We start from the raw sequence: 17876 nt of genomic DNA, 5'->3' as shown, positions 1-17876 counted from the left end.
GGCATCCGCTCGACACACCGAGGGCGGCAGAAGGCAGAGCCCGGAATACCGGCCTACTTGGCGGCGGCCTCGGCGCGCAGGCGTGACACCTCGTAGAGGGTGACGGATGCCGCGATGCCGGCGTTCAGCGACTCGGTCCCCGCGCTGATCGGGATCGAGACGATCGCGTCGCAGGTCTCGGTCACCAGGCGCGACAGGCCCTTCCCCTCGCTGCCGACCACGATCACGACCGGGCGGTCGGCCAGGGCGAGCCCGGGCAGCGACACGTCACCGCCGCCGTCGAGGCCGAGCACGAAGACGCCGCGCTCCTTGAGCGCCTTGAGCGTCTGGGTGAGGTTCGCGGCCATCGCCACGGGCGTGCGGGCAGCGGCACCGGCCGACGTCTTCCACGCCGACGCGGTCACCCCCACCGAGCGGCGCTGCGGCACGATGACCCCGTGCCCGCCGAACGCGGCGGTCGAGCGGATGATCGCGCCCAGGTTGCGCGGGTCGGTGATGCCGTCGAGGGCCACGAAGAGCGGCTTCTGCCCGCGGCTGATCGTGAGGTCGAGCAGCTCCATCGGGTGGGCGTACACGTAGGCCGGCACCTTGAGCGCGAGGCCTTGGTGCACGGCGTCGCGTCCGGCGAGGCGGTCGAGCTCGGGCCGCATCACTTCGAGGATCGGGATGCCGCGACTGGTCGCGAGGTTCAGCACCTCCTTCACGCGCTCGTCCACCTCGATGCGCGCGGCAACGTAGAGGGTACTGGCGGGGATGCGGGCGCGGAGCGCTTCGACGACCGAGTTGCGACCCGTCACGATCTCATGCTCGTCGGCCTGCTTCGCACGTCGCGTCGAGGATCCCCCGCCGCCCGTGTTGCCGGTGCCGCGGGAGCCGCCGCGCGCGTCGGCATCCGTCGGCCGGCCCTGGCGGCCACGACCACCGGCGGCGACGAATCGCTCCTGCGCCGCCTTGCGCTTGCCGGCGGGGTGGTACGGCCGGTCTTCGGCCTTCGGGGTGGGCTTCTTGCCCTCGAGGGCCTGTCGGCCCTGCCCGCCGGAGCCGACCTGCGGCCCCTTGCGTCCCTTGCGCACGGCCCCGGCGCGGGGCTTTCCGCCTGCGTTCTTCATCAGTCAAAACTCCAATGGGCACCCGTGGGGGTGTCTTCGATGGTGATTCCGGCGGCGACGAGGTCGTCGCGGATACGGTCTGCGGCTTGGTAGTCGCGATTCTGCCTCGCGGTCTCGCGGTCGTCGAGCAGCCGGTCGACGAGGGTCGCGAGAGCGACCATCGCCGGCTGGTCGGTGGCGACGGCCCACTCCGGTGACAGCGGGTTGATGCCGAGCACCTCGCTCATCGCGAGCACCTGGCCGCGAGCGGATGCCGCCTGGTGCAGGTCTTCCGCGTCGAGCGCGGCGTTGCCGGCGCGCACGGTGTCGTGCAGCACGGCGAGCGCCTGCGGCACGGCGAGGTCGTCGTCCATGGCCTCGGCGAACTCCGCCGGCACCACTTCGGCCCCGCTGCCGGCGAACCGGGTGTCGGCCAGGCGCCGGTCGGCGCGGTCGAGGAAGCTCTCGATGCGCTCGAGGGCCGCCTCCGCCTCGGTGAGCGAGCCGTCGTGGAAGTCGATGGTTGAGCGGTAGTGGGCGGCACCGAGGTAGTAGCGCACGACGATGGGCCGGGCCTTCGCGAGCAGCTCGGCGGCGTAAACGGAGTTGCCGAGTGACTTCGACATCTTCTGCCCGTTGACGTTCACCAGCCCGTTGTGCACCCAGTAGTTGGCGAAGCCGTGGCCCGCGGCGGTGGACTGCGCCAGCTCGTTCTCGTGGTGCGGGAAGCGGAGGTCGAGCCCGCCGCCGTGAATGTCGAACGACGTGCCGAGGTAGCGGGAGGCCATGGCCGAGCATTCGATGTGCCAGCCGGGGCGGCCCTCGCCCCAGGGCGACGGCCACGCGGCCGACGCGGGCTCGGTCGGCTTGTGGCCCTTCCACAGCGCGAAGTCACGCGGGTCGCGCTTGCCGCGCGGGTCGGCGTCCGCCGCCGCTTCCATGTTCGCCGGGCTCTGCCGGGTCAGCTCGCCGTACGCGGGCCAGCTGCTGGTGTCGAAGTAGACGTCGCCCGAGGCGTCCGGTGCGGGGTAGGCGTGGCCGCGTTCGATCAGCGCCTGAATGATCTCCTGCATCTGCTGGATGCTGGCCGTCGCGCGCGGTTCGTAGGTGGGGGCGAGGATGCCGAGTCGCTGGTACCCGGCGGTGAACTCGAGCTCGTAGCGGTACGCGAGCGCCCACCACTGCTCGGTCGTGCCTTCGGCGTTGACCAGGATCTTGTCGTCGATGTCGGTGACATTGCGCACGAAGGTGACGTCGTTGCCGCGGTAGGTGAGCCAGCGCCGCAGCTGGTCATAGACCAGGGCGCTGCGCAGGTGCCCGATGTGCGGCGAGGACTGGACGGTCGGGCCGCACACGTAGATGCCGACCTTGCCGGGCTCGAGGGGGGTGAAATCGACCAGGCTCTGCGCCCGGGAGTCGTACAGTCGCACCGTCACGCTCCCCAGCTTAGGTCAGGGCCACCGGCCGGCATCAGCAGCGCCGTGGCGATCGCGGCGAGGCCCTCACCCCGCCCGGTGAAGCCGAGCGCGTCGGTGGTGGTGGCCGCCACCGAGACCGGGGCGCCGAGGACCGCGCCGAGCAGCTGCTCGGCCTCGGCCCGGCGCGGCGCGAGCTTCGGGCGGTTGCCCGCGATGAGCACCGTGACGTTGCCGATCCGGAAGCCGGCCTCGTGCACGCGCCGCGCGGTCTCGCTGAGGAACACGTCGCCGTGGGCGCCGTGCAGGCGGGGGTCGTCGGTGCCGAAGATGACGCCGACGTCGCCGAGGCCCGCCGCCGACAGCAGGGCGTCGCAGATGGCGTGCGCGGCGACGTCACCGTCGCTGTGCCCGGCCAGGCCCCGCTCCCCGGGCCAGTGCAGGCCGGCCAGCCACAGCGGGGCGTCGTCGTCGGCGAACGCGTGCACGTCGAGGCCGGTCCCGACCCGGGGCGCCGAGGGCGCCGCGGATGCGGTGTCGCCGAGCAGCAGTTCAGCGCGGCGCAGATCCCACGGGGTGGTGATCTTGAAGGCGAGCGGGTCCCCGGCGATGACGGAGACCGGGTGACCCGCGGCGGCGACGATGGCCGCGTCATCCGTTGTGTCGCCGGGGCCGCTGTAGGCGCGGTTTGCGGCGTCGAGCACCTCACGCGGGAAGCCCTGCGGGGTCTGCACCGCCGAGAGCTCCGAGCGGTCGACGGTGCCGAGCACCGCGCCGTCGCCCGTGACGCGCTTGATCGTGTCGACGACGGTCAGGCCGGGCACGATCCCGTTCCCGCTCTCCGTCACGGCCGCCGCGACGGCATCGAGCAGGGCGGGCGGAGTCAGCGCGCGTGCGGCGTCGTGCACGAGCACGGTACGGATGCCGTCGGCCAGCGCCGCGAGACCGCCCACGACCGACTCCTGCCGGGTGGCGCCGCCGGGGACCACACTGACGAGTCCGGCGAGCGGCCCCGCCACGCGCCGGGCGATCGCCTGCGCCTCGTCTGCGTGGGCTTTCGGCGCGACGACGACGACCTGGGCGGGCTGTCGCATGCGGAACACCGCGGTGAGGGCGTGCTCGAGGAGCGGGCGGCCGGCCAGCGGCACGAAAGCCTTCGGCGTCGGGCTTCCCAGGCGGGTGCCGCTGCCGGCTGCGACGACGATCACCGCGAGGTCGGGCGTTGGCGTGTGGGTCATGAGAGGCAATCTAGTGGGGACGGACGCCGCGGGCAGGAATCCGCCGACAGAAACGCGAAAGGCGGCACCCTGCGGCGCCGCCTTCAACGAGATCGGAGAGCTAGGAAGCGAGCACCTCGTCGAGGACGCTCGAGGCCTTCTCCTCGTCGGTCTTCTCGGCCAGGGCCAGCTCGGAGATGAGGATCTGGCGCGCCTTGGCGAGCATCCGCTTCTCGCCGGCCGACAGGCCGCGGTCCTGGTCGCGGCGCCATAGGTCGCGAACGACCTCCGACACCTTGATCACATCGCCGGAGGCGAGCTTCTCCAGGTTCGCCTTGTACCGGCGGGACCAGTTGGTGGGCTCTTCGGTGAACGGCGCGCGCAGCACTTCGAAGACCTTGTCGAGGCCTTCCTTGCCGATCACGTCACGCACGCCGACGAGGTCGACGTTCTCAGCGGGAACCTCGATCGTGAGGTCACCCTGCGTGACATTGAGCTTCAGGTAGAGTTTCTCTTCACCCTTGATGATCCGCTTCTTCACCTCGGTGATCGTTGCGGCTCCGTGATGGGGATAAACGACGGTTTCGCCAACCTCAAAAAGCATGTATAAATATCCCTTCAGCAACCTCTATGATACCACAGCGCCGGGTGGTAGGGTTCGCCGCGGTCGCCCGGCCCGCGGGGCGTGCGTGCGCTAAACTCAAAGCGAATCAGCAGCGCATTCGCCACTTCGGGCCCGCGCTGAATCGGCATGGAGGTCTTGTGAGGGCGCGCACCGCAGCATCCGTTGTTCTGGCGGCTGGAATTCTGATGGGAACCAGCGCGTGCAATCTGGTCGCGCCCCAGGCAACGCTGATCCGTTACGACGCCAGCGACGGCGTGAGTGGCAAGGTCGGCACGATCGCCATCCGCAACACCCTCCTGATCACCCAGGGCAAGGGCGCCGCCAACCTCGTCACGAACCTCGTCAACGAGGGCGACGACCCGGTGACCATGACCATCCAGTACACCAGCGACGGCAGCAAGGTCAACGAGACGGTGCGCATCAAGGGGCACGAGACCCTCGCGGTCGGCACCGACGGCCCCACGATCACCATGCGGAACGTCGACGCCGAGCCGGGCTCCCTGTTCCCGGTGTTCTTCCAGTACGGCGACCAGACCGGCGAACAGCTGCTGACGCCGGTGCTCACCGGCGCCATGGCCGAGTACTCCACGCTGACCCCGACGCCGCTGCCGCCGACGCCGACCGAGACGCCGACCCCGACGATCACCGTGGAGCCGACCGAGCCGGCGACCCCAGACACGGAGGGCGCACCGGACAACGACGCCGCGCCCACCGACGAGACGACCGTTCCCGACGAGGACACCGGCTCGACCGAGACCCCCGCGCCGTAACCCCCGCGCGCCGTAGAACCCGCGCGGCGACGCCCGCGACGTCGAATCAGCCCGTTCCGGTTGACGATCGGCGCGCCTGGAGCTCGCTGCCGGATTGTGCGCGCTGCAGCAGTACCAGGGCGAGCACCGCCACCACCGCGATGACGAGCGCGAGCGCGCCCAGACCGAGGCCGACGCCGACCGCCGCCGCGATCCCCCCGACGAGCAGCGGGCCGCCCGCGTCTCCCACTTCCCGGCCGAGCTCCGCGCTGCCCATGGTGCGGCCGAGGCGCTCCGGCGGGGTCGTCGCGGCCAGGTGCGCGAAACCGAGCGGCGTGACCGTGCCGATGCCGAGCCCGATGATCGCGGCGGTCAGGTACACGACCGCCGTGACGGGAACCGCCGCGAGGAGCGCCACGCCGAGCGCGATGAGGCCCAGGCCGCCGGCGACACCGGCGCGTGTCGTCACGCGGCCGCTGTCTCGCAGGCGGCCCACGATCGGCTGAGTGACGGTGGATGCGACGGCGAGCACGGTGACGGCGGCCATGCTGGCCAGGAGCGGGAGCTGCAGCGAGGTTGCCAGGAGTGGCAGGAAGCCGACCGCGACGCCGAGGGCGCCGGTGGCGGCGGCAAGGGCCAGGGTCGGTACCAGGAAGCTGCGGTGCGTGGTCTGGCGCACCAGGTCGGCCAGGGTGTACCGGGGCCGTGGAAGCACCGGCAGTCGCGGAACGGCGAGCATCGCCCAGCCGGCGGTAATCGCGGCCACCGCGGTGAGCGCACCGAAGAGCAGGGGGAACCCGCCCACGCCGATCAGTGCCGCCCCGATGAGCGGCCCGAGCGCATAGCCGAGCCCCTTGTAGGAGCCGTACCGGCCGAAATACCGGCCCACCGTCGCCGGGCCGGCAAGGCGCGCCACGGCAGCCGAGGAGGCGGGTGAGAACGCGGAGGCTGCGGCGCCCTGGCCGAGCCGTGCGGCGCCGAGGAGCAGCGCGTTCCCGGCGAACACGCCGGCGAACGAGGCCAGCGCGAACACCACGAGACCGCCCACGATGACCGGCTTGACGCCGATCCGGTCGCTGAGCGTGCCGAAGACCGGTTTCAGCACCACCTCGGCGAGGTCGTAGACGGCCAGGAGAAGGCCGAATGCCAACAGGCCGACGCCGAGGTCGCCGCTCTCGGCGCCCAGGCCCGCGGCAATGGCGTGCGCGCCGAACGCGGTGGTGAAGCCGGCGGCGTAGAGCGGGGCGAGGACGGGCCCCGGCGGGCGTGCACCATGAGCATCCTGAGCCACAGAACGTAATCTAACAGGAGCCATCGGAACGCCTGGCTCACCGGTCGCGGGTGCGGCATCCGTCGCGGGCGACGCGTCGACCGTCGCACCGCGCAAATGAGCGACTTCTGCGAACGCGCGCCCTAGTCTGATCGGGACGAGCGAGAAACAGGAGCCCATGAGCGTCGCACCGCCTTCCGAGCCATCCCCCGCATCGCTCACACTGCCGCCCGTGCGCCACCTCGCCCTGGAATGGTGGATTCCCGACGACTTCGGCGGGATGACGACGGCCCTGCTGCGGCGCTCACGCGCCTTCGTCACGCTGGGCGGCGCGACCGTCGACGTGCTGACGCTCGACCCCGGCCGCGACTACGGCGTCATCGTCGAACGTCTGCGGGAACGCGGCGGGGTCATCCCCGGCATCCGCATTCTCAATCTGTGGGACGACCTTGCCGCTCGGCACGACCTACCGGGTTCCCCGGCAGAGCAGGCAGCGGATGACGACGGCCCGGTCGCCGGGGACGAGCTCGTCCCCCAGCTGGTTGCGGGCGCCGTGCGCACCCTCACCCGCTTCGCGAGTGACTGCCGGACGGTCCTCCAGGTCGACCACCTGCGCCCGGACGGCAGCCTCCTGGTGCGCGACCGCCGCGACACGGCTGCCCGCGGCACGCTCGGCGGCCGCCGGGTCACGCTCTTCGACCACGACGGGCACCCGGTGATGTCGTGGAAGAAGATCTGGAGCCTCTACGCGTATTGGCTCGACCTCCTGGTCGGCGACGAACCCGCCATCGCCGTCATCGACAGCAAGGTCACGGCGCGGTTCGCCGCGACCTACCGCCGTCCGAACGTGGCCACGGTGCACGTCATCCACAGTTCGCACCTGGCCGGCACCGAGCGGCCGTACGGACCGCTGCTCCACCACCGCGAGAACACGGTGCGGCGACTGCACGACTTCGACGCCGTCGTCGTGCTCACCGACCGGCAGCGTGACGACCTGCAGACCCTGCTCGGCCCGGCGCCCAACCTGGCGACCATCCCCAACAGCATCGCGCTGGCCGAAGCGCCCGCGGACTCCGCACCCCGCGCCGCGACCGCCGGCATCATGCTGGCCTCCCTCGAGGAGATGAAGCGGATCGAGCATGCCATCCGTGCGGTCGCCGCGGCGTCCCGCCAGACACCCGGGCTCAGCCTGCGCATCTTCGGGCACGGCCCGCGGCGGGCCCTGCTGCAGGCCGAGATCGACGCGTGCGGCGCCGCCGGCAGCATCGAGCTCAGCGGCTACGACCCGCACGCCCGGGACCGGTTCGCCGAGGCGTCGTTCACGCTTCTCACGAGCGAGTTCGAGGGCTTCGGCCTCGTGCTCGTCGAGGCGATGGCGGCGGGATGCATCCCCATCGCCTACGACGTGCCATACGGCCCGGCCGACATCATCGAGCACGGCGTGAACGGATTCCTCGTGCCCGCCGGCGACGAGGCGGCGCTGGCCGATGCCATCGCCCGGTTCGTCGAAACGGATGCGGAAACGGTCGCCGCCATGCGCGCTCGGGCGATCGAGACGGCACGCCGGTACTCCGACGCGCGGGTGACCGGCCTGTGGGCGGCGCTCGAGACCCATGTGCTCGAGGGCAAAATGGTTCGTCCGGTGGCATTCGGGCTTGCCGGTGTGCAGCGCACCGTCGTGCCGCGACGCGGCGGCCTCCGGGTCACAATGACCTTCGAGGTGCAGCGTTCCACCGTCGCCCCCTCGGCCGTGTCCATCGCGGTCGGCCGCGCCCAGCCACCGATGGAGGTGCGCCAGCCGGCATCGTTCCACCGGCGGCTGCTGAAGCGGGACTTCGAGGCTCGCGTCGACTTCACCCCCGAGCAGGTCGGGTGGATGGGCGACCCGGCGACGCTTGACGTCGCGCTCACCGTGACGATCGGTGGCACGACGAAGCGTGCCGAGATATCAGCGCCCTGACCGGGCGCTGAGCCCCGTTACTTCTTGGCGCCCTGCGCGGCGACGGCCGCCGCACCGGCGGCCGCGGCTTCGGGGTCGAGGTAGCGCCCCGGCGCGGTGGGCATGAGGTCCTCGCCCAGCTCGTAGACGAGCGGGATGCCGGTGGGGATGTTGAGCTCGGCGATGTCCTCGTCGGAGATCTGGTCGAGGTGCTTCACGAGCGCACGCAGCGAGTTGCCGTGCGCGGTGACGAGCACCTGCTTGCCGGCGCGCAGGTCGCTGGAGATCTCCGATTCCCAGTAGGGCAGCATCCGCTCGATCACGTCTTTGAGGCATTCGGTGCGTGGCAACAGGTCGCCGAGGTCCGCGTAACGGGGGTCGCCGGCCTGCGACCACTTCGAGTCGTCGGGCAGCGGCGGCGGCGGCACGTCGAACGAGCGGCGCCAGAGCTGGAACTGCTCCGGCCCGTACTTCTCGAGCGTGTCGGCCTTGTTGAGGCCCTGCAGCGCGCCATAGTGCCGCTCGTTGAGGCGCCACGAGCGCTCGACGGGAATCCACAGCCGGTCGGCCTGCTCGAGGGCGAGGTCGGCGGTCTGGATCGCGCGCGTCAGCACCGAGGTGTGCACGACGTCGGGGGTGAGCCCGGACTCGGCGATGAGCTCACCGGCCCGCTTCGCCTCCGTGATGCCCTGCTCGCTCAGCCGAACGTCCACCCACCCGGTGAAGAGGTTCTGCTGGTTCCAGAGGCTGTTGCCGTGGCGAAGAAGAATAAGCGTGTAGGGCATGCCCCCACTCTATCGACCACCCGTCCTCCCTCTCGCGCCTCTCGCGTACTGGGACGGCGGGTCAGCGGGGCGGGCGGATGCCGAGGCGCGGCAGGCGGGGGATCTCGGCAACCGACCCGGCCGAGGGCGGCACGATGACCTCCTGGCTCGCGGCGATGCTGAGACCCTGCGCCTGCACGTACAGGGTGACGTCGGCGGGCACGCTGCGCTTGATCACGGCGAGCGCGATCGGCCCGAGCTCGTGGTGGATCGCGCTCGAGGTGATCGTTCCGACGCCGCGGTGCTCGGTCTGGCCGTCGGCGAGCGCGCGCAGCCCCTGCACCTCGTCGCCGTGGGCGGGCAGCACGCCTTCCGACCCGTCGAGGTGCAGCAGCACCAGCCGGCGCGGCGGGTGGCCGAGGTTGTGCACCTTCGCGACCGTCTCCTGGCCCCGGTAGCAGCCCTTGTTCAGGTGCACGGCGGTGCGCAGCCAGTCCAGCTCGTGCGGGATCGTCTTCGCGTCGGCGTCCATGGCGGCGCGGGGTCGCCACGCGGCGATGCGGAGCGCCTCGGCGGCGATCAGCCCGGCGACACCGCCCGGGGCAACGGATGCCGCCAGCTCCGCCAGTGCGGCCCGCGGCACGAGCGCCTCCCACCACGTCCACTCGGGCTCCGGCCGCGACTCGGCGTACTGGTGCCCGCCACCGGTGACCCCGGCCCACGGGTCGCGCCAGATCAGGGGAACGCCGTTGGGCGCGGCCGGCTCCACCCCGACATCCGCCGGCGACGCGGCCATCCCGCCGATCGTGGCGAACTCCGCCGTGTGGTCGGTGATCTCCACCCGCAGCATGAACCGCATCTTCTCGAGCCACGCCTTCAGGCCCGGCGCCTCGGCCGCCTCGACGAGCAGCCACAGCTCAACGCCGTCGTCGAGCACGCGGATGGCGTACTCCAGGTGCCCGGTCGGGTCGAGCAGCAGCGTCTCGGTGGACTCGCCCGGCGGCAGCGCGGTGAGCGCCTGGCTCGACACGGAGTTCAGCCAGCTGAGCCGGTCGGGCCCGCTGATGCCGAGCACGGCGTGGTGGGACAGGTCGACGATGGCCGCGCCGGAGGCGAGGCGGCGCTGCTCGACGACCGGGTTGCCGTAGTGGGCGGCGACGCCCGCGTCGATGCCGTCCGCTTCGACGGCGGCGTCGAGGTCGATGAGCGGCGAGCGGTACGCCACCGGCAGGGTGTCGGTCATCAGACCGGCTCCACCCGGGCGAGCCGGGCGGAGGCGTGCGTGCGCAGATCCTGCCCGAGGGCGGCCATGTCCCACGCCCAGAGCAGGTGGTTGTCGACGAGGCCATACATGCGGGTGGCGGCGGCATACGGCTTGGCACCCTTGGTGCGGAGCACGGCATCCGTTGTCAGGTCGATGCGGGGGCCCTTGACCTGGCCCAGGTAGAGCTCGGCGACGCCGCCGGGGTGCACGAGGCTCACCTCGATGTCGAAGCCGCCGTCGGCGTTGCGGAGCGTCTCAACCGCCTCGGCGTTGGTGAACGGCCGCTCCCCGACGCCCGGCAGCAGGCCGGGACCCGGGTCGGCGTCGCCCTGGGCACGGCTGAGGCGCCAGTACCCGGTCTCGGTCACGAGCGGGGTGCGCTCGCCATCCGGCGTCTCGGGCTCCAGCCAGGTGTACGAGCTGTAACCCAGGTGCGGGAGCTCATCGTGGCTGAACTCCACCCGCTGCCCGAACTCGCGCAGCACCCGCTCCTCGCCGACGGCGTAGTCGAGCACACCGGTGCCCTCCCATTCCCCCACCAGCCAGGAGAGCGGAACGAGTTCAGACGGAATCCCGACCGGCAGCTCGATCATGGCCGGTTACCGCTGCCCCCGGAACAGCCGGTACAGCACCACGACGGAGACGTAGGCGATCGAGAGGCTGGCCAGCGCGAGCAGGCCCAGGAAGAGGAGTTCGAGCGACATGGTTCGATTCTAGCTTCTAGGCCAGGTCGACCAGCGAGAGGATGCCGGTGGCGACCGCCAGGATGACGACCGACCCGACGATGCTGGCCGTCACGCGGCCCACGTACCCCACCACCTGCCGGGTTCCCAGCTGCACGACGAGCGTGACGATGACGGAGCCGCCGAGCGCGAGGCTGATCCACGCGAACCGGTGTTCGGCGCTCGAGAAGATGCCGATGAGCACGGCAAAGACGACGGCCACGACCCAGACGGTCGTAATGCTCCTCCACTGCCAGCTCACCCTCCCATTCTGCCCTGCCGGCGGGGCGGGGGCCGCACGGTAGTATTGCGGCACGATATTTGGAGGATGCGCGTGGCGCAGTTGTTGATCGTTACCTCTGCAGTCGACAATGACGTTCTTCCCGCCCTGGCCCTGCTCTCGCACAACGCCCGGGTCATTCCGGCACGCCCTGACCAGCTGGTCGACGCCCCGGAATCCGACGCGGTGCTCATCGACGCCCGCACGAACCTCCTCGCGGCCAAGTCGCTCTGCCAGATCCTCCGCACCACCGGCCTGTCGGTGCCGCTGCTCGTGGTCATCACCGAGGGCGGGTTCAGTGCGATCAGCCCGGACTGGGGCGCCGACGACGTGATCCTCGACACGGCCGGCCCGGCCGAGATCGACGCCCGCATCCGCCTCGCCACCGGCCGGGTGCACGGCGACGAGCCGGCACCGGTGATCCGGGCCGCCGGCATCCTCATCGACGAGGCCAACTACTCGGTGAAGATCCACGGCACGCCGCTCGACCTGACCTTCAAGGAGTTCGAGCTGCTGCGGTTCCTCGCCGCGCACCCGTCACGCGTCTTCACCCGTGAGCAGCTTCTCAGCGAAGTGTGGGGGTACGACTACTTCGGCGGCACGCGCACGGTCGACGTTCACGTGCGGCGGTTGCGCGCGAAGCTCGGCGACCACGAGTCGCTGATCGGCACGGTGCGCAACGTCGGGTACCGGTTCAACCTGCAGGAGGACGACGATGAAAAACTCCCTGTCAGTCCATAGCGCAACGGATGCCGCGGCGCAGGCCGCCGTCCGAGAGGTCGCCGAGCAGGCGGCATCCGTCGACGGCTACCGGCCCTTCAACGAGCAGGCGATGCTCGACATCGCCTCCGGCCGCCGGGAGCCGTTCCTGCTCACGCAGGCTGGCGGCGAGGCGGTCGGCGCCGCGATCCTCGGCGCCGGGGAGCTCGACCTCGTCGTCGTGCCGGGGAGCCGGCGCCGCGGGGTCGCGACCGCCGCCCTGCCCTCGCTCCTCGACCGGGTGCCCGCCGGCGAGCAGCTCTTCGCGTGGGCGCACGGCGACCACCCCGGGGCCGCCGCGCTCGCCGTTCGCTTCGGCTTCGCATCCGTGCGCACGCTGCTGCAGCTGCGCGTGTCGCCGATCCCCGAGCCGGCCGCCGCAGCGCTCTCCCAGGGTTTGCGCATCGAGGCGTTCCGCCCGGGCGTCGACGCCGACGACTGGGTGGCGCTGAACGCTCTGGTCTTCGCCCACCATCCCGAGCAGGGCGCGCTCACCGCCACCGACCTCGCCGCCCGGCAGGCGGAGCCGTGGTTCGACGCCGGCGACCTCCTGGTGGCCCGCGACGCGGGCGGGCGCATGATCGGCTACAACTGGCTGAAGATCGAGCCCGGCGACGCCGACCGAGTCGGCGAGATCTACGTGATCGGCGTGCACCCGGATGCCGCCGGCCAGGGCCTCGGTCGGGCGCTCATGAACGCGGGGCTGGCGCGGCTGCTCGAGCGCGGATGCCAGGCCGCCGCGCTCTACGTGGAGGCCGACAACGAGCCGGCGGTGCGGCTGTACCGCTCCCTCGGGTTCACCGACTTCACCGTCGACGTGCAGTACCGCCGCGACGCTCGCTGACAGAACCGCCGCCGCCGTGCCGCGCCACACCGTCGCGCGCACTCCGCCGCGCCCCGCGCCCGCGCCCGCCCCGCGCCGCCTCGCGCCGCCCCCCCCCGCCTCTGTCCACGTTTCGGCGATCCGCTAGCGCTGGAGCGGCCGCGGTGCGCCGATCGGGTAGCGGCGGGCGGGTCGGGTAGCGGCGGGCAGATCGGGTAGCGGCGGCGGCGGCGCGTATGTGACGAAATAATGCGGGCGCTCTGGCCTGCCGGGAGCCGCTCCGGCAGCATCGATGCATGACCAGGCAGATCCGATTCAACGCTTTCGACATGAACTGCGTCGCCCACCAGTCCTCCGGCATGTGGCGCCACCCGGAAGACCAGTCCTGGCGGTACAAGGACCTCTCCTACTGGACCGACCTCGCCAAGCTCCTCGAACGCGGCACCTTCGACGGCATCTTCATCGCCGACGTGCTCGGCACGTACGACGTGTACGGCGGCTCCAACGAGGCCGCCATCCGGCACGGCGCCCAGGTGCCGGTGAACGACCCCATCCTGCTGATTTCGGCGATGGCCGCCGCGACCGAGCACCTCGGCTTCGGCGTCACGGCCGGCACCGCCTACGAGCACCCGTATCCGTTCGCCCGGCGGATGTCGACCCTCGACCACCTGACGAACGGTCGCGTTGGCTGGAACGTCGTGACCGGCTACCTCCCCTCCGCCGCCCGCAACATGGGGCACGAGGACCAGCTCGAGCACGACGACCGCTACGACGTCGCCGACGAATACCTCGAGGTGCTCTACAAGCTCTGGGAGGGCTCCTGGGAGGATGACGCCGTCGTGCGCGACCGGGAGACCGGCGTGTTCACCGACCCGGCGAAGGTGCACGAGATCGGCCACTACGGCAAGAACTTCACCGTTCCCGGCATCCACCTGTCTGAGCCGTCGACCCAGCGCACCCCCGTCATCTACCAGGCCGGCGCCTCGCCGCGCGGCATCGCCTTCGCCGCGGGCAACGCCGAAGCCATCTTCGTGGCCTCGTCGACGAAGGCCGGCCTGAAGGCCACGGTGTCGCGCATCCGTGACGCCCTGGAGGCCGCCGGCCGTGACCGGTATTCGGCGAAGATCTACACGCTGCTCACGATCATCACCGATGAGACGAGCGAGAAGGCGAACGCGAAGTACCACGACTACCTGACCTACGCCAGCGAAGAGGGCGCCCTCGTGTTCATGTCGGGCTGGATGGGCATCGACTTGTCGACGTACGACCTCGATGAGCCGATCGGAAACGTCAAGAGCAACGCCATCCAGTCGACCGTCGCCAACTATCAGGAGGCGAACGAGGACGGCAGCGAGTGGAAGGTGCGCGACATCGCGAGGCTCGGCGCGATCGGCGGCCTCGGCCCGTTCATCGTCGGCTCGCCCTCGGAGGTCGCCGACCACCTGCAGGAGTGGGTGGAGGACACCGACGTGGACGGCTTCAACCTCGCCTACGCGATCACCCCCGGCACCTTCGAGGATGTCGTCACCTACGTGATCCCGGAGCTCCGCCGCCGGGGCGCATACCCGGAGGAGTACACGCCGGGAAGCCTGCGCCACAAGCTGCACGGCCGGGGTGACCGTCTCCCGGAGGAGCACCAGGGCTCGCAGTATCGCGTGCGGCAGCCGGTGGGATCGCAGCAGTAGCCGCGCCGGGCCGCGCCGCGCCCCTCCCCCATCCGGGCGCGCGGTGCCAAGATGGACAGATGGACGCCGACAACGTGCAGCTGGAGACGGGACTCTCGAGCGACTTCGACGACGATTTCGACCCGTTGTTCGTCCTCGAAGACTCCGAGCTGCCCGCTGATCGGTACCTGGACCGCGAGCTCAGCTGGCTCGCGTTCAACCAGCGCGTCCTCGAGCTGGCCGAAGACCCGAACATTCCCGTGCTCGAGCGGGCGAACTTCCTGGCCATTTTCGCGAGCAACCTCGACGAGTTCTTCATGGTGCGCGTCGCCGGCCTCAAGCGGCGCATCCTCACCGGCCTCGCCGTGCCCACCAACGTGGGCCGCGCGCCCGCCGACGTGCTCTCCGACATCTCGAAGGCCGCGCACGTGCTGCAGGAGCGGCATGCCCGCGACTACCAGGAGCTCGTGCGCCCGGCCCTCGCCGAGGCGGGCATCGAGGTCGTCACCTGGGACTCGCTGAGCGACGGCGAGCGGGAGGCCCTGCGGGACTACTTCTCGAAGCAGATCTTCCCGGTGCTGATGCCGCTCGCGGTCGACCCGGCGCATCCGTTCCCCTATATCTCCGGCCTGTCGCTGAACCTCGCCGTGCGGGTGCGCAACTCCAAGACCGGCCGGCAGGAGTTCGCCCGGCTCAAGGTGCCGCAGATGCTGCCGCGCGTGGTGCGGGTCGGCCCGCTCGAGTCGATGGAGCACCTGCGCTACGTCACCCTCGAAGACCTGATCGCGAACCACTTGGGCGACCTGTTCCCAGGCATGGAGATCCTCGAGCACCACACCTTCCGCATCACCCGCAACGAAGACGTGGAGGTCGAGGAGGACGAGACCGAGAACCTGATCAAGGCGCTCGAGAAGGAGCTGCTGCGGCGGCGGTTCGGGCCGCCCATCCGCCTCGAGATCACCGAGGACATGGACGACGTCACCCTCGGCCTGCTGGTGCGCGAGCTCGACATCACCGCGCAGGAGGTGTACCGGCTGCCGCCGCCGCTCGACCTGCGCGCCATGTTCGACATCAGTCGCATCGACCGCCCCGACCTGCACTACCCCAAGCACGTGCCGACGACGGCCGTGCAGCTGATGCCGCCGGAGCCCAACAGCGAACCCGACGTGTTCCGGGCGATCGCCAAGCGCGACATCCTGCTGCACCACCCGTACGAGTCGTTCGCCACCAGCGTCCAGGCGTTCCTGGAGCAGGCGGCCTCCGACCCCGACGTGCTGGCCATCAAGCAGACGCTGTACCGCACCTCCGGTGACAGCCCCATCGTCGAGGCGCTGATCGCCGCCGCCGAGTCGGGCAAGCAGGTGCTGGCCCTGGTGGAGATCAAGGCCCGGTTCGACGAGCAGGCCAACATCTCCTGGGCGCGCAAGCTCGAGAAGGCCGGCGTGCACGTCGTGTACGGCCTCGTCGGCCTGAAGACGCACTGCAAGCTCGCGCTCGTGGTGCGGAACGAGAAGGGCGTACTCCGGCACTACAGCCACATCGGCACCGGCAACTACAACCCCAAGACCAGCCGCATCTACGAAGACCTGGGGCTCTTGACAGCGGATGACCAGGTCGGCAAAGACCTCACCCGCCTGTTCAACGAGTTGTCGGGTTACGCCATCGAGAAGAAGTTCAAGCGGCTGCTGGTGGCCCCGCTGCACCTGCGCAAGGGCCTGCTCAAGCGCATCGCCGACGAGACCGCCGCCGCGCTTGCCGGCGAGCCGGCGGGCATCCGCATGAAGGTCAACTCGATCGTCGACGAGGCGATCATCGACGCGCTCTACCGGGCCAGCATGGCGGGCGTTCCCGTCGACGTCTGGGTGCGCGGCATTTGCAGCCTGAAGCCCGGCGTGCCGGGGCTGAGCGAGAACATCCGGGTGCGCTCGATCCTCGGCCGGTACCTGGAGCATTCCCGCATCTTCTCGTTCCACAAGAGCGGCGACGCCGACGTCTTCATCGGCAGCGCCGACATGATGCACCGCAACCTCGACCGCCGTGTGGAGACGCTGGTGCGGCTGACCGACCCGGGACACCTGCAGGAGATCGACGGACTGTTCGACCGGGCCATGGCCGACACCACGTCATCGTGGTGGCTGGAGAGCGACGGCGAGTGGACCCGCCACTCGCGGGACGAGGACGGCAAGCCGCTGGAGGACATGCAGAACGTGCTGATGCAGAAGATCGGGAACCGCAAGCGGACGGTGGGTCGCCGGTGAGCGAGAAGGCAGTGTACGCAGCCGGCGCCGTCTGCTGGCGCTACATCGACGGCAAGCTCCACGTCCTCCTCATCCATCGCACCGTGCATGGCGACGTCACCATCCCCAAGGGCAAGGTCGACCCGGGCGAGACCCTGGCCGCGACCGCCGCGCGCGAGGTGGAGGAGGAGACCGGACTCACCGTGCCGCTCGGCGTGCCGCTCGGGGTCTCGAAGTACGAGATGCCGAACGGGCGCACCAAGATCGTGCACTACTGGGCCGCAGAGGTCACCGCCGACGCCATCCGCACGTCGACGTTCCTGCCGAACGGGGAGGTCGCGGCGCTCGAGTGGGTGACGATCAAGAAGGCCAGGAGCTACCTCAGCTACGCGCCGGATGTCGAGATCATCGACGCGTTTGCGAAGCTCGTCGAAAACCGGGTCACCAGCACGTTCGCGCTCATCGCGCTGCGGCACGCGAAGGCGACGCCGGCCTCAGACTGGGACGGCCCGGACGCCTCCCGACCGCTGACGCCGCGTGGGGTGACGCAGGCAGCGGATGCCGTGCAGTCGCTCGCGGCGTGGCATCCGTTGCGCATCATCACCAGCTCGGCAACCCGGTGCGTGACGACCGTGGCGCCGCTGTCGGCGGCGATCGGTGTGGAGATCAAGCGCACCGACAAGATCAGCCAGGACGCGTTCGAAGACGGCTCAGCGGATGTGCGCGCGGTGATCGGCAAGCGGGTGCGGGCCGGCAAGACGGCGGTGCTGTGCAGCCACGGGCCGGTGCTGCCCGAGATCCTGCGGGAGATGGCGCTGGCGACGGGCACTCCACTCGGCGCGTACGTCGATGACGCGGCGCACCTGGAGACCGGCGGGTTCTCGGTCGTGCACCTGTCGAAGACCAACCCGAGCTCGGGCATCATCGCGATCGAGACGCACGGGCCGCGGCACTAGCCGCGTCGCGTCGGCGCGCGGCGGTAGGAGCGGCGCGTCGCGAAAACAGGACGCGATCGCGCCAGGGCGCCGTTTCTTCCTGTTTTCGCGCACAGCGGCGCAAA

General features: G+C 70.7%; 16 protein-coding genes. 7 read left to right on the top strand and 9 right to left on the bottom strand.

What is annotated here, in order from left to right:
* Positions 1-53: 53 nt before the first annotated feature.
* The 4 genes from rlmB to EEJ31_RS05655 form a co-directional block, all read right to left on the bottom strand.
* The gene (gene rlmB / locus EEJ31_RS05670) at positions 54-1109 is read right to left on the bottom strand and encodes a 23S rRNA (guanosine(2251)-2'-O)-methyltransferase RlmB (protein WP_123045324.1); all 1056 of its coding nucleotides are present in this window, start codon (positions 1107-1109) and stop codon (positions 54-56) included.
* On the bottom strand, positions 1109-2524 hold the full coding sequence (gene cysS / locus EEJ31_RS05665; protein ID WP_123045323.1) for a cysteine--tRNA ligase: 1416 nt from the start codon (positions 2522-2524) through the stop codon (positions 1109-1111). Before cysS ends, rlmB begins: the two co-directional genes overlap by 1 nt.
* On the bottom strand, positions 2521-3741 hold the full coding sequence (gene ispD / locus EEJ31_RS05660) for a 2-C-methyl-D-erythritol 4-phosphate cytidylyltransferase (RefSeq protein ID WP_123045322.1): 1221 nt from the start codon (positions 3739-3741) through the stop codon (positions 2521-2523). Before ispD ends, cysS begins: the two co-directional genes overlap by 4 nt.
* A gap of 100 nt (positions 3742-3841) precedes the next feature.
* Positions 3842-4324: a CarD family transcriptional regulator gene (locus tag EEJ31_RS05655; protein WP_123045321.1), complete on the bottom strand. Its 483-nt coding sequence runs from the start codon at positions 4322-4324 to the stop codon at positions 3842-3844.
* 158 nt (positions 4325-4482) lie between these two features.
* Between EEJ31_RS05655 and EEJ31_RS13970 the strand changes: the two genes are divergently transcribed.
* The gene (locus tag EEJ31_RS13970) at positions 4483-5115 is read left to right on the top strand and encodes a hypothetical protein (protein ID WP_199727282.1); all 633 of its coding nucleotides are present in this window, start codon (positions 4483-4485) and stop codon (positions 5113-5115) included.
* A gap of 46 nt (positions 5116-5161) precedes the next feature.
* Here the strand turns inward: EEJ31_RS13970 and EEJ31_RS05645 are convergent, their stop codons facing one another.
* Positions 5162-6385, bottom strand: a complete 1224-nt coding sequence (locus tag EEJ31_RS05645; RefSeq protein ID WP_233563747.1) for an MFS transporter — start codon at positions 6383-6385, stop codon at positions 5162-5164.
* A 211-nt stretch (positions 6386-6596) separates the two neighbouring features.
* Between EEJ31_RS05645 and EEJ31_RS05640 the strand changes: the two genes are divergently transcribed.
* Positions 6597-8324, top strand: coding sequence for a glycosyltransferase (locus EEJ31_RS05640; RefSeq protein WP_148040135.1), 1728 nt, complete (start codon positions 6597-6599; stop codon positions 8322-8324).
* A 17-nt stretch (positions 8325-8341) separates the two neighbouring features.
* On the opposite strand, the gene EEJ31_RS05635 is transcribed toward EEJ31_RS05640, so the two are convergent.
* The 4 genes from EEJ31_RS05635 to EEJ31_RS05620 all read right to left on the bottom strand — a co-directional run bounded on the left by EEJ31_RS05635 (position 8342) and on the right by EEJ31_RS05620 (position 11315).
* Positions 8342-9088, bottom strand: a complete 747-nt coding sequence (locus tag EEJ31_RS05635; protein ID WP_123045317.1) for a phosphoglyceromutase — start codon at positions 9086-9088, stop codon at positions 8342-8344.
* Between the two features lie 61 nt (positions 9089-9149).
* Positions 9150-10310 carry a CAF17-like 4Fe-4S cluster assembly/insertion protein YgfZ gene (gene ygfZ / locus EEJ31_RS05630; RefSeq protein ID WP_123045316.1) on the bottom strand — a complete coding sequence of 387 codons (1161 nt, stop codon included), beginning with the start codon at positions 10308-10310 and terminating at the stop codon, positions 9150-9152.
* Complete coding sequence (locus tag EEJ31_RS05625) at positions 10310-10924, bottom strand: nitrobindin family protein (protein ID WP_123045315.1); 615 nt, start codon at positions 10922-10924, stop codon at positions 10310-10312. The genes ygfZ and EEJ31_RS05625 overlap by 1 nt, the downstream gene beginning before the upstream one ends.
* Before the next feature lie 127 nt (positions 10925-11051).
* A complete protein-coding gene (locus EEJ31_RS05620; protein ID WP_123045314.1) occupies positions 11052-11315 on the bottom strand; it encodes a hypothetical protein in 264 nt (87 codons plus the stop codon).
* 72 nt (positions 11316-11387) lie between these two features.
* Between EEJ31_RS05620 and EEJ31_RS05615 the strand changes: the two genes are divergently transcribed.
* The 5 genes from EEJ31_RS05615 to EEJ31_RS05595 all read left to right on the top strand — a co-directional run bounded on the left by EEJ31_RS05615 (position 11388) and on the right by EEJ31_RS05595 (position 17772).
* Entirely contained in the window at positions 11388-12074 is a 687-nt protein-coding gene (locus EEJ31_RS05615; RefSeq protein WP_199727281.1) for a winged helix-turn-helix transcriptional regulator, read from the top strand.
* The gene (gene mshD / locus EEJ31_RS05610) at positions 12049-12936 is read left to right on the top strand and encodes a mycothiol synthase (protein WP_123045312.1); all 888 of its coding nucleotides are present in this window, start codon (positions 12049-12051) and stop codon (positions 12934-12936) included. The genes EEJ31_RS05615 and mshD overlap by 26 nt, the downstream gene beginning before the upstream one ends.
* A gap of 275 nt (positions 12937-13211) precedes the next feature.
* Positions 13212-14600 (top strand): LLM class flavin-dependent oxidoreductase, encoded by a 1389-nt coding sequence (locus EEJ31_RS05605; protein ID WP_123045311.1) that lies wholly within the window; start codon positions 13212-13214, stop codon positions 14598-14600.
* A gap of 59 nt (positions 14601-14659) precedes the next feature.
* Positions 14660-16837, top strand: a complete 2178-nt coding sequence (locus EEJ31_RS05600; RefSeq protein WP_123045310.1) for an RNA degradosome polyphosphate kinase — start codon at positions 14660-14662, stop codon at positions 16835-16837.
* Positions 16834-17772, top strand: coding sequence for an NUDIX hydrolase (locus EEJ31_RS05595; protein WP_123045309.1), 939 nt, complete (start codon positions 16834-16836; stop codon positions 17770-17772). Before EEJ31_RS05600 ends, EEJ31_RS05595 begins: the two co-directional genes overlap by 4 nt.
* The last annotated feature ends 104 nt before the right edge of the window (positions 17773-17876 follow it).

This window comes from Cryobacterium tepidiphilum (assembly GCF_003716325.1).
GTDB lineage: Bacteria > Actinomycetota > Actinomycetes > Actinomycetales > Microbacteriaceae > Cryobacterium > Cryobacterium tepidiphilum.
The sequence above is the reverse complement of the archived record's forward strand: the minus strand, read 5'-3'. Positions and strand labels throughout refer to the sequence as shown.

Coding starts and splice junctions, on each gene's coding strand:
- EEJ31_RS05600 (WP_123045310.1), top strand. CDS start 14,660: ATGGACGCCGACAACGTGCAGCTGGAGACGGGACTCTCGAGCGACTTC.
- ispD (WP_123045322.1), bottom strand. CDS start 3,741: ATGACCCACACGCCAACGCCCGACCTCGCGGTGATCGTCGTCGCAGCC.
- ygfZ (WP_123045316.1), bottom strand. CDS start 10,310: ATGACCGACACCCTGCCGGTGGCGTACCGCTCGCCGCTCATCGACCTC.
- rlmB (WP_123045324.1), bottom strand. CDS start 1,109: ATGAAGAACGCAGGCGGAAAGCCCCGCGCCGGGGCCGTGCGCAAGGGA.
- EEJ31_RS05635 (WP_123045317.1), bottom strand. CDS start 9,088: ATGCCCTACACGCTTATTCTTCTTCGCCACGGCAACAGCCTCTGGAAC.
- EEJ31_RS05655 (WP_123045321.1), bottom strand. CDS start 4,324: ATGCTTTTTGAGGTTGGCGAAACCGTCGTTTATCCCCATCACGGAGCC.
- EEJ31_RS05625 (WP_123045315.1), bottom strand. CDS start 10,924: ATGATCGAGCTGCCGGTCGGGATTCCGTCTGAACTCGTTCCGCTCTCC.
- EEJ31_RS05605 (WP_123045311.1), top strand. CDS start 13,212: ATGACCAGGCAGATCCGATTCAACGCTTTCGACATGAACTGCGTCGCC.
- mshD (WP_123045312.1), top strand. CDS start 12,049: ATGAAAAACTCCCTGTCAGTCCATAGCGCAACGGATGCCGCGGCGCAG.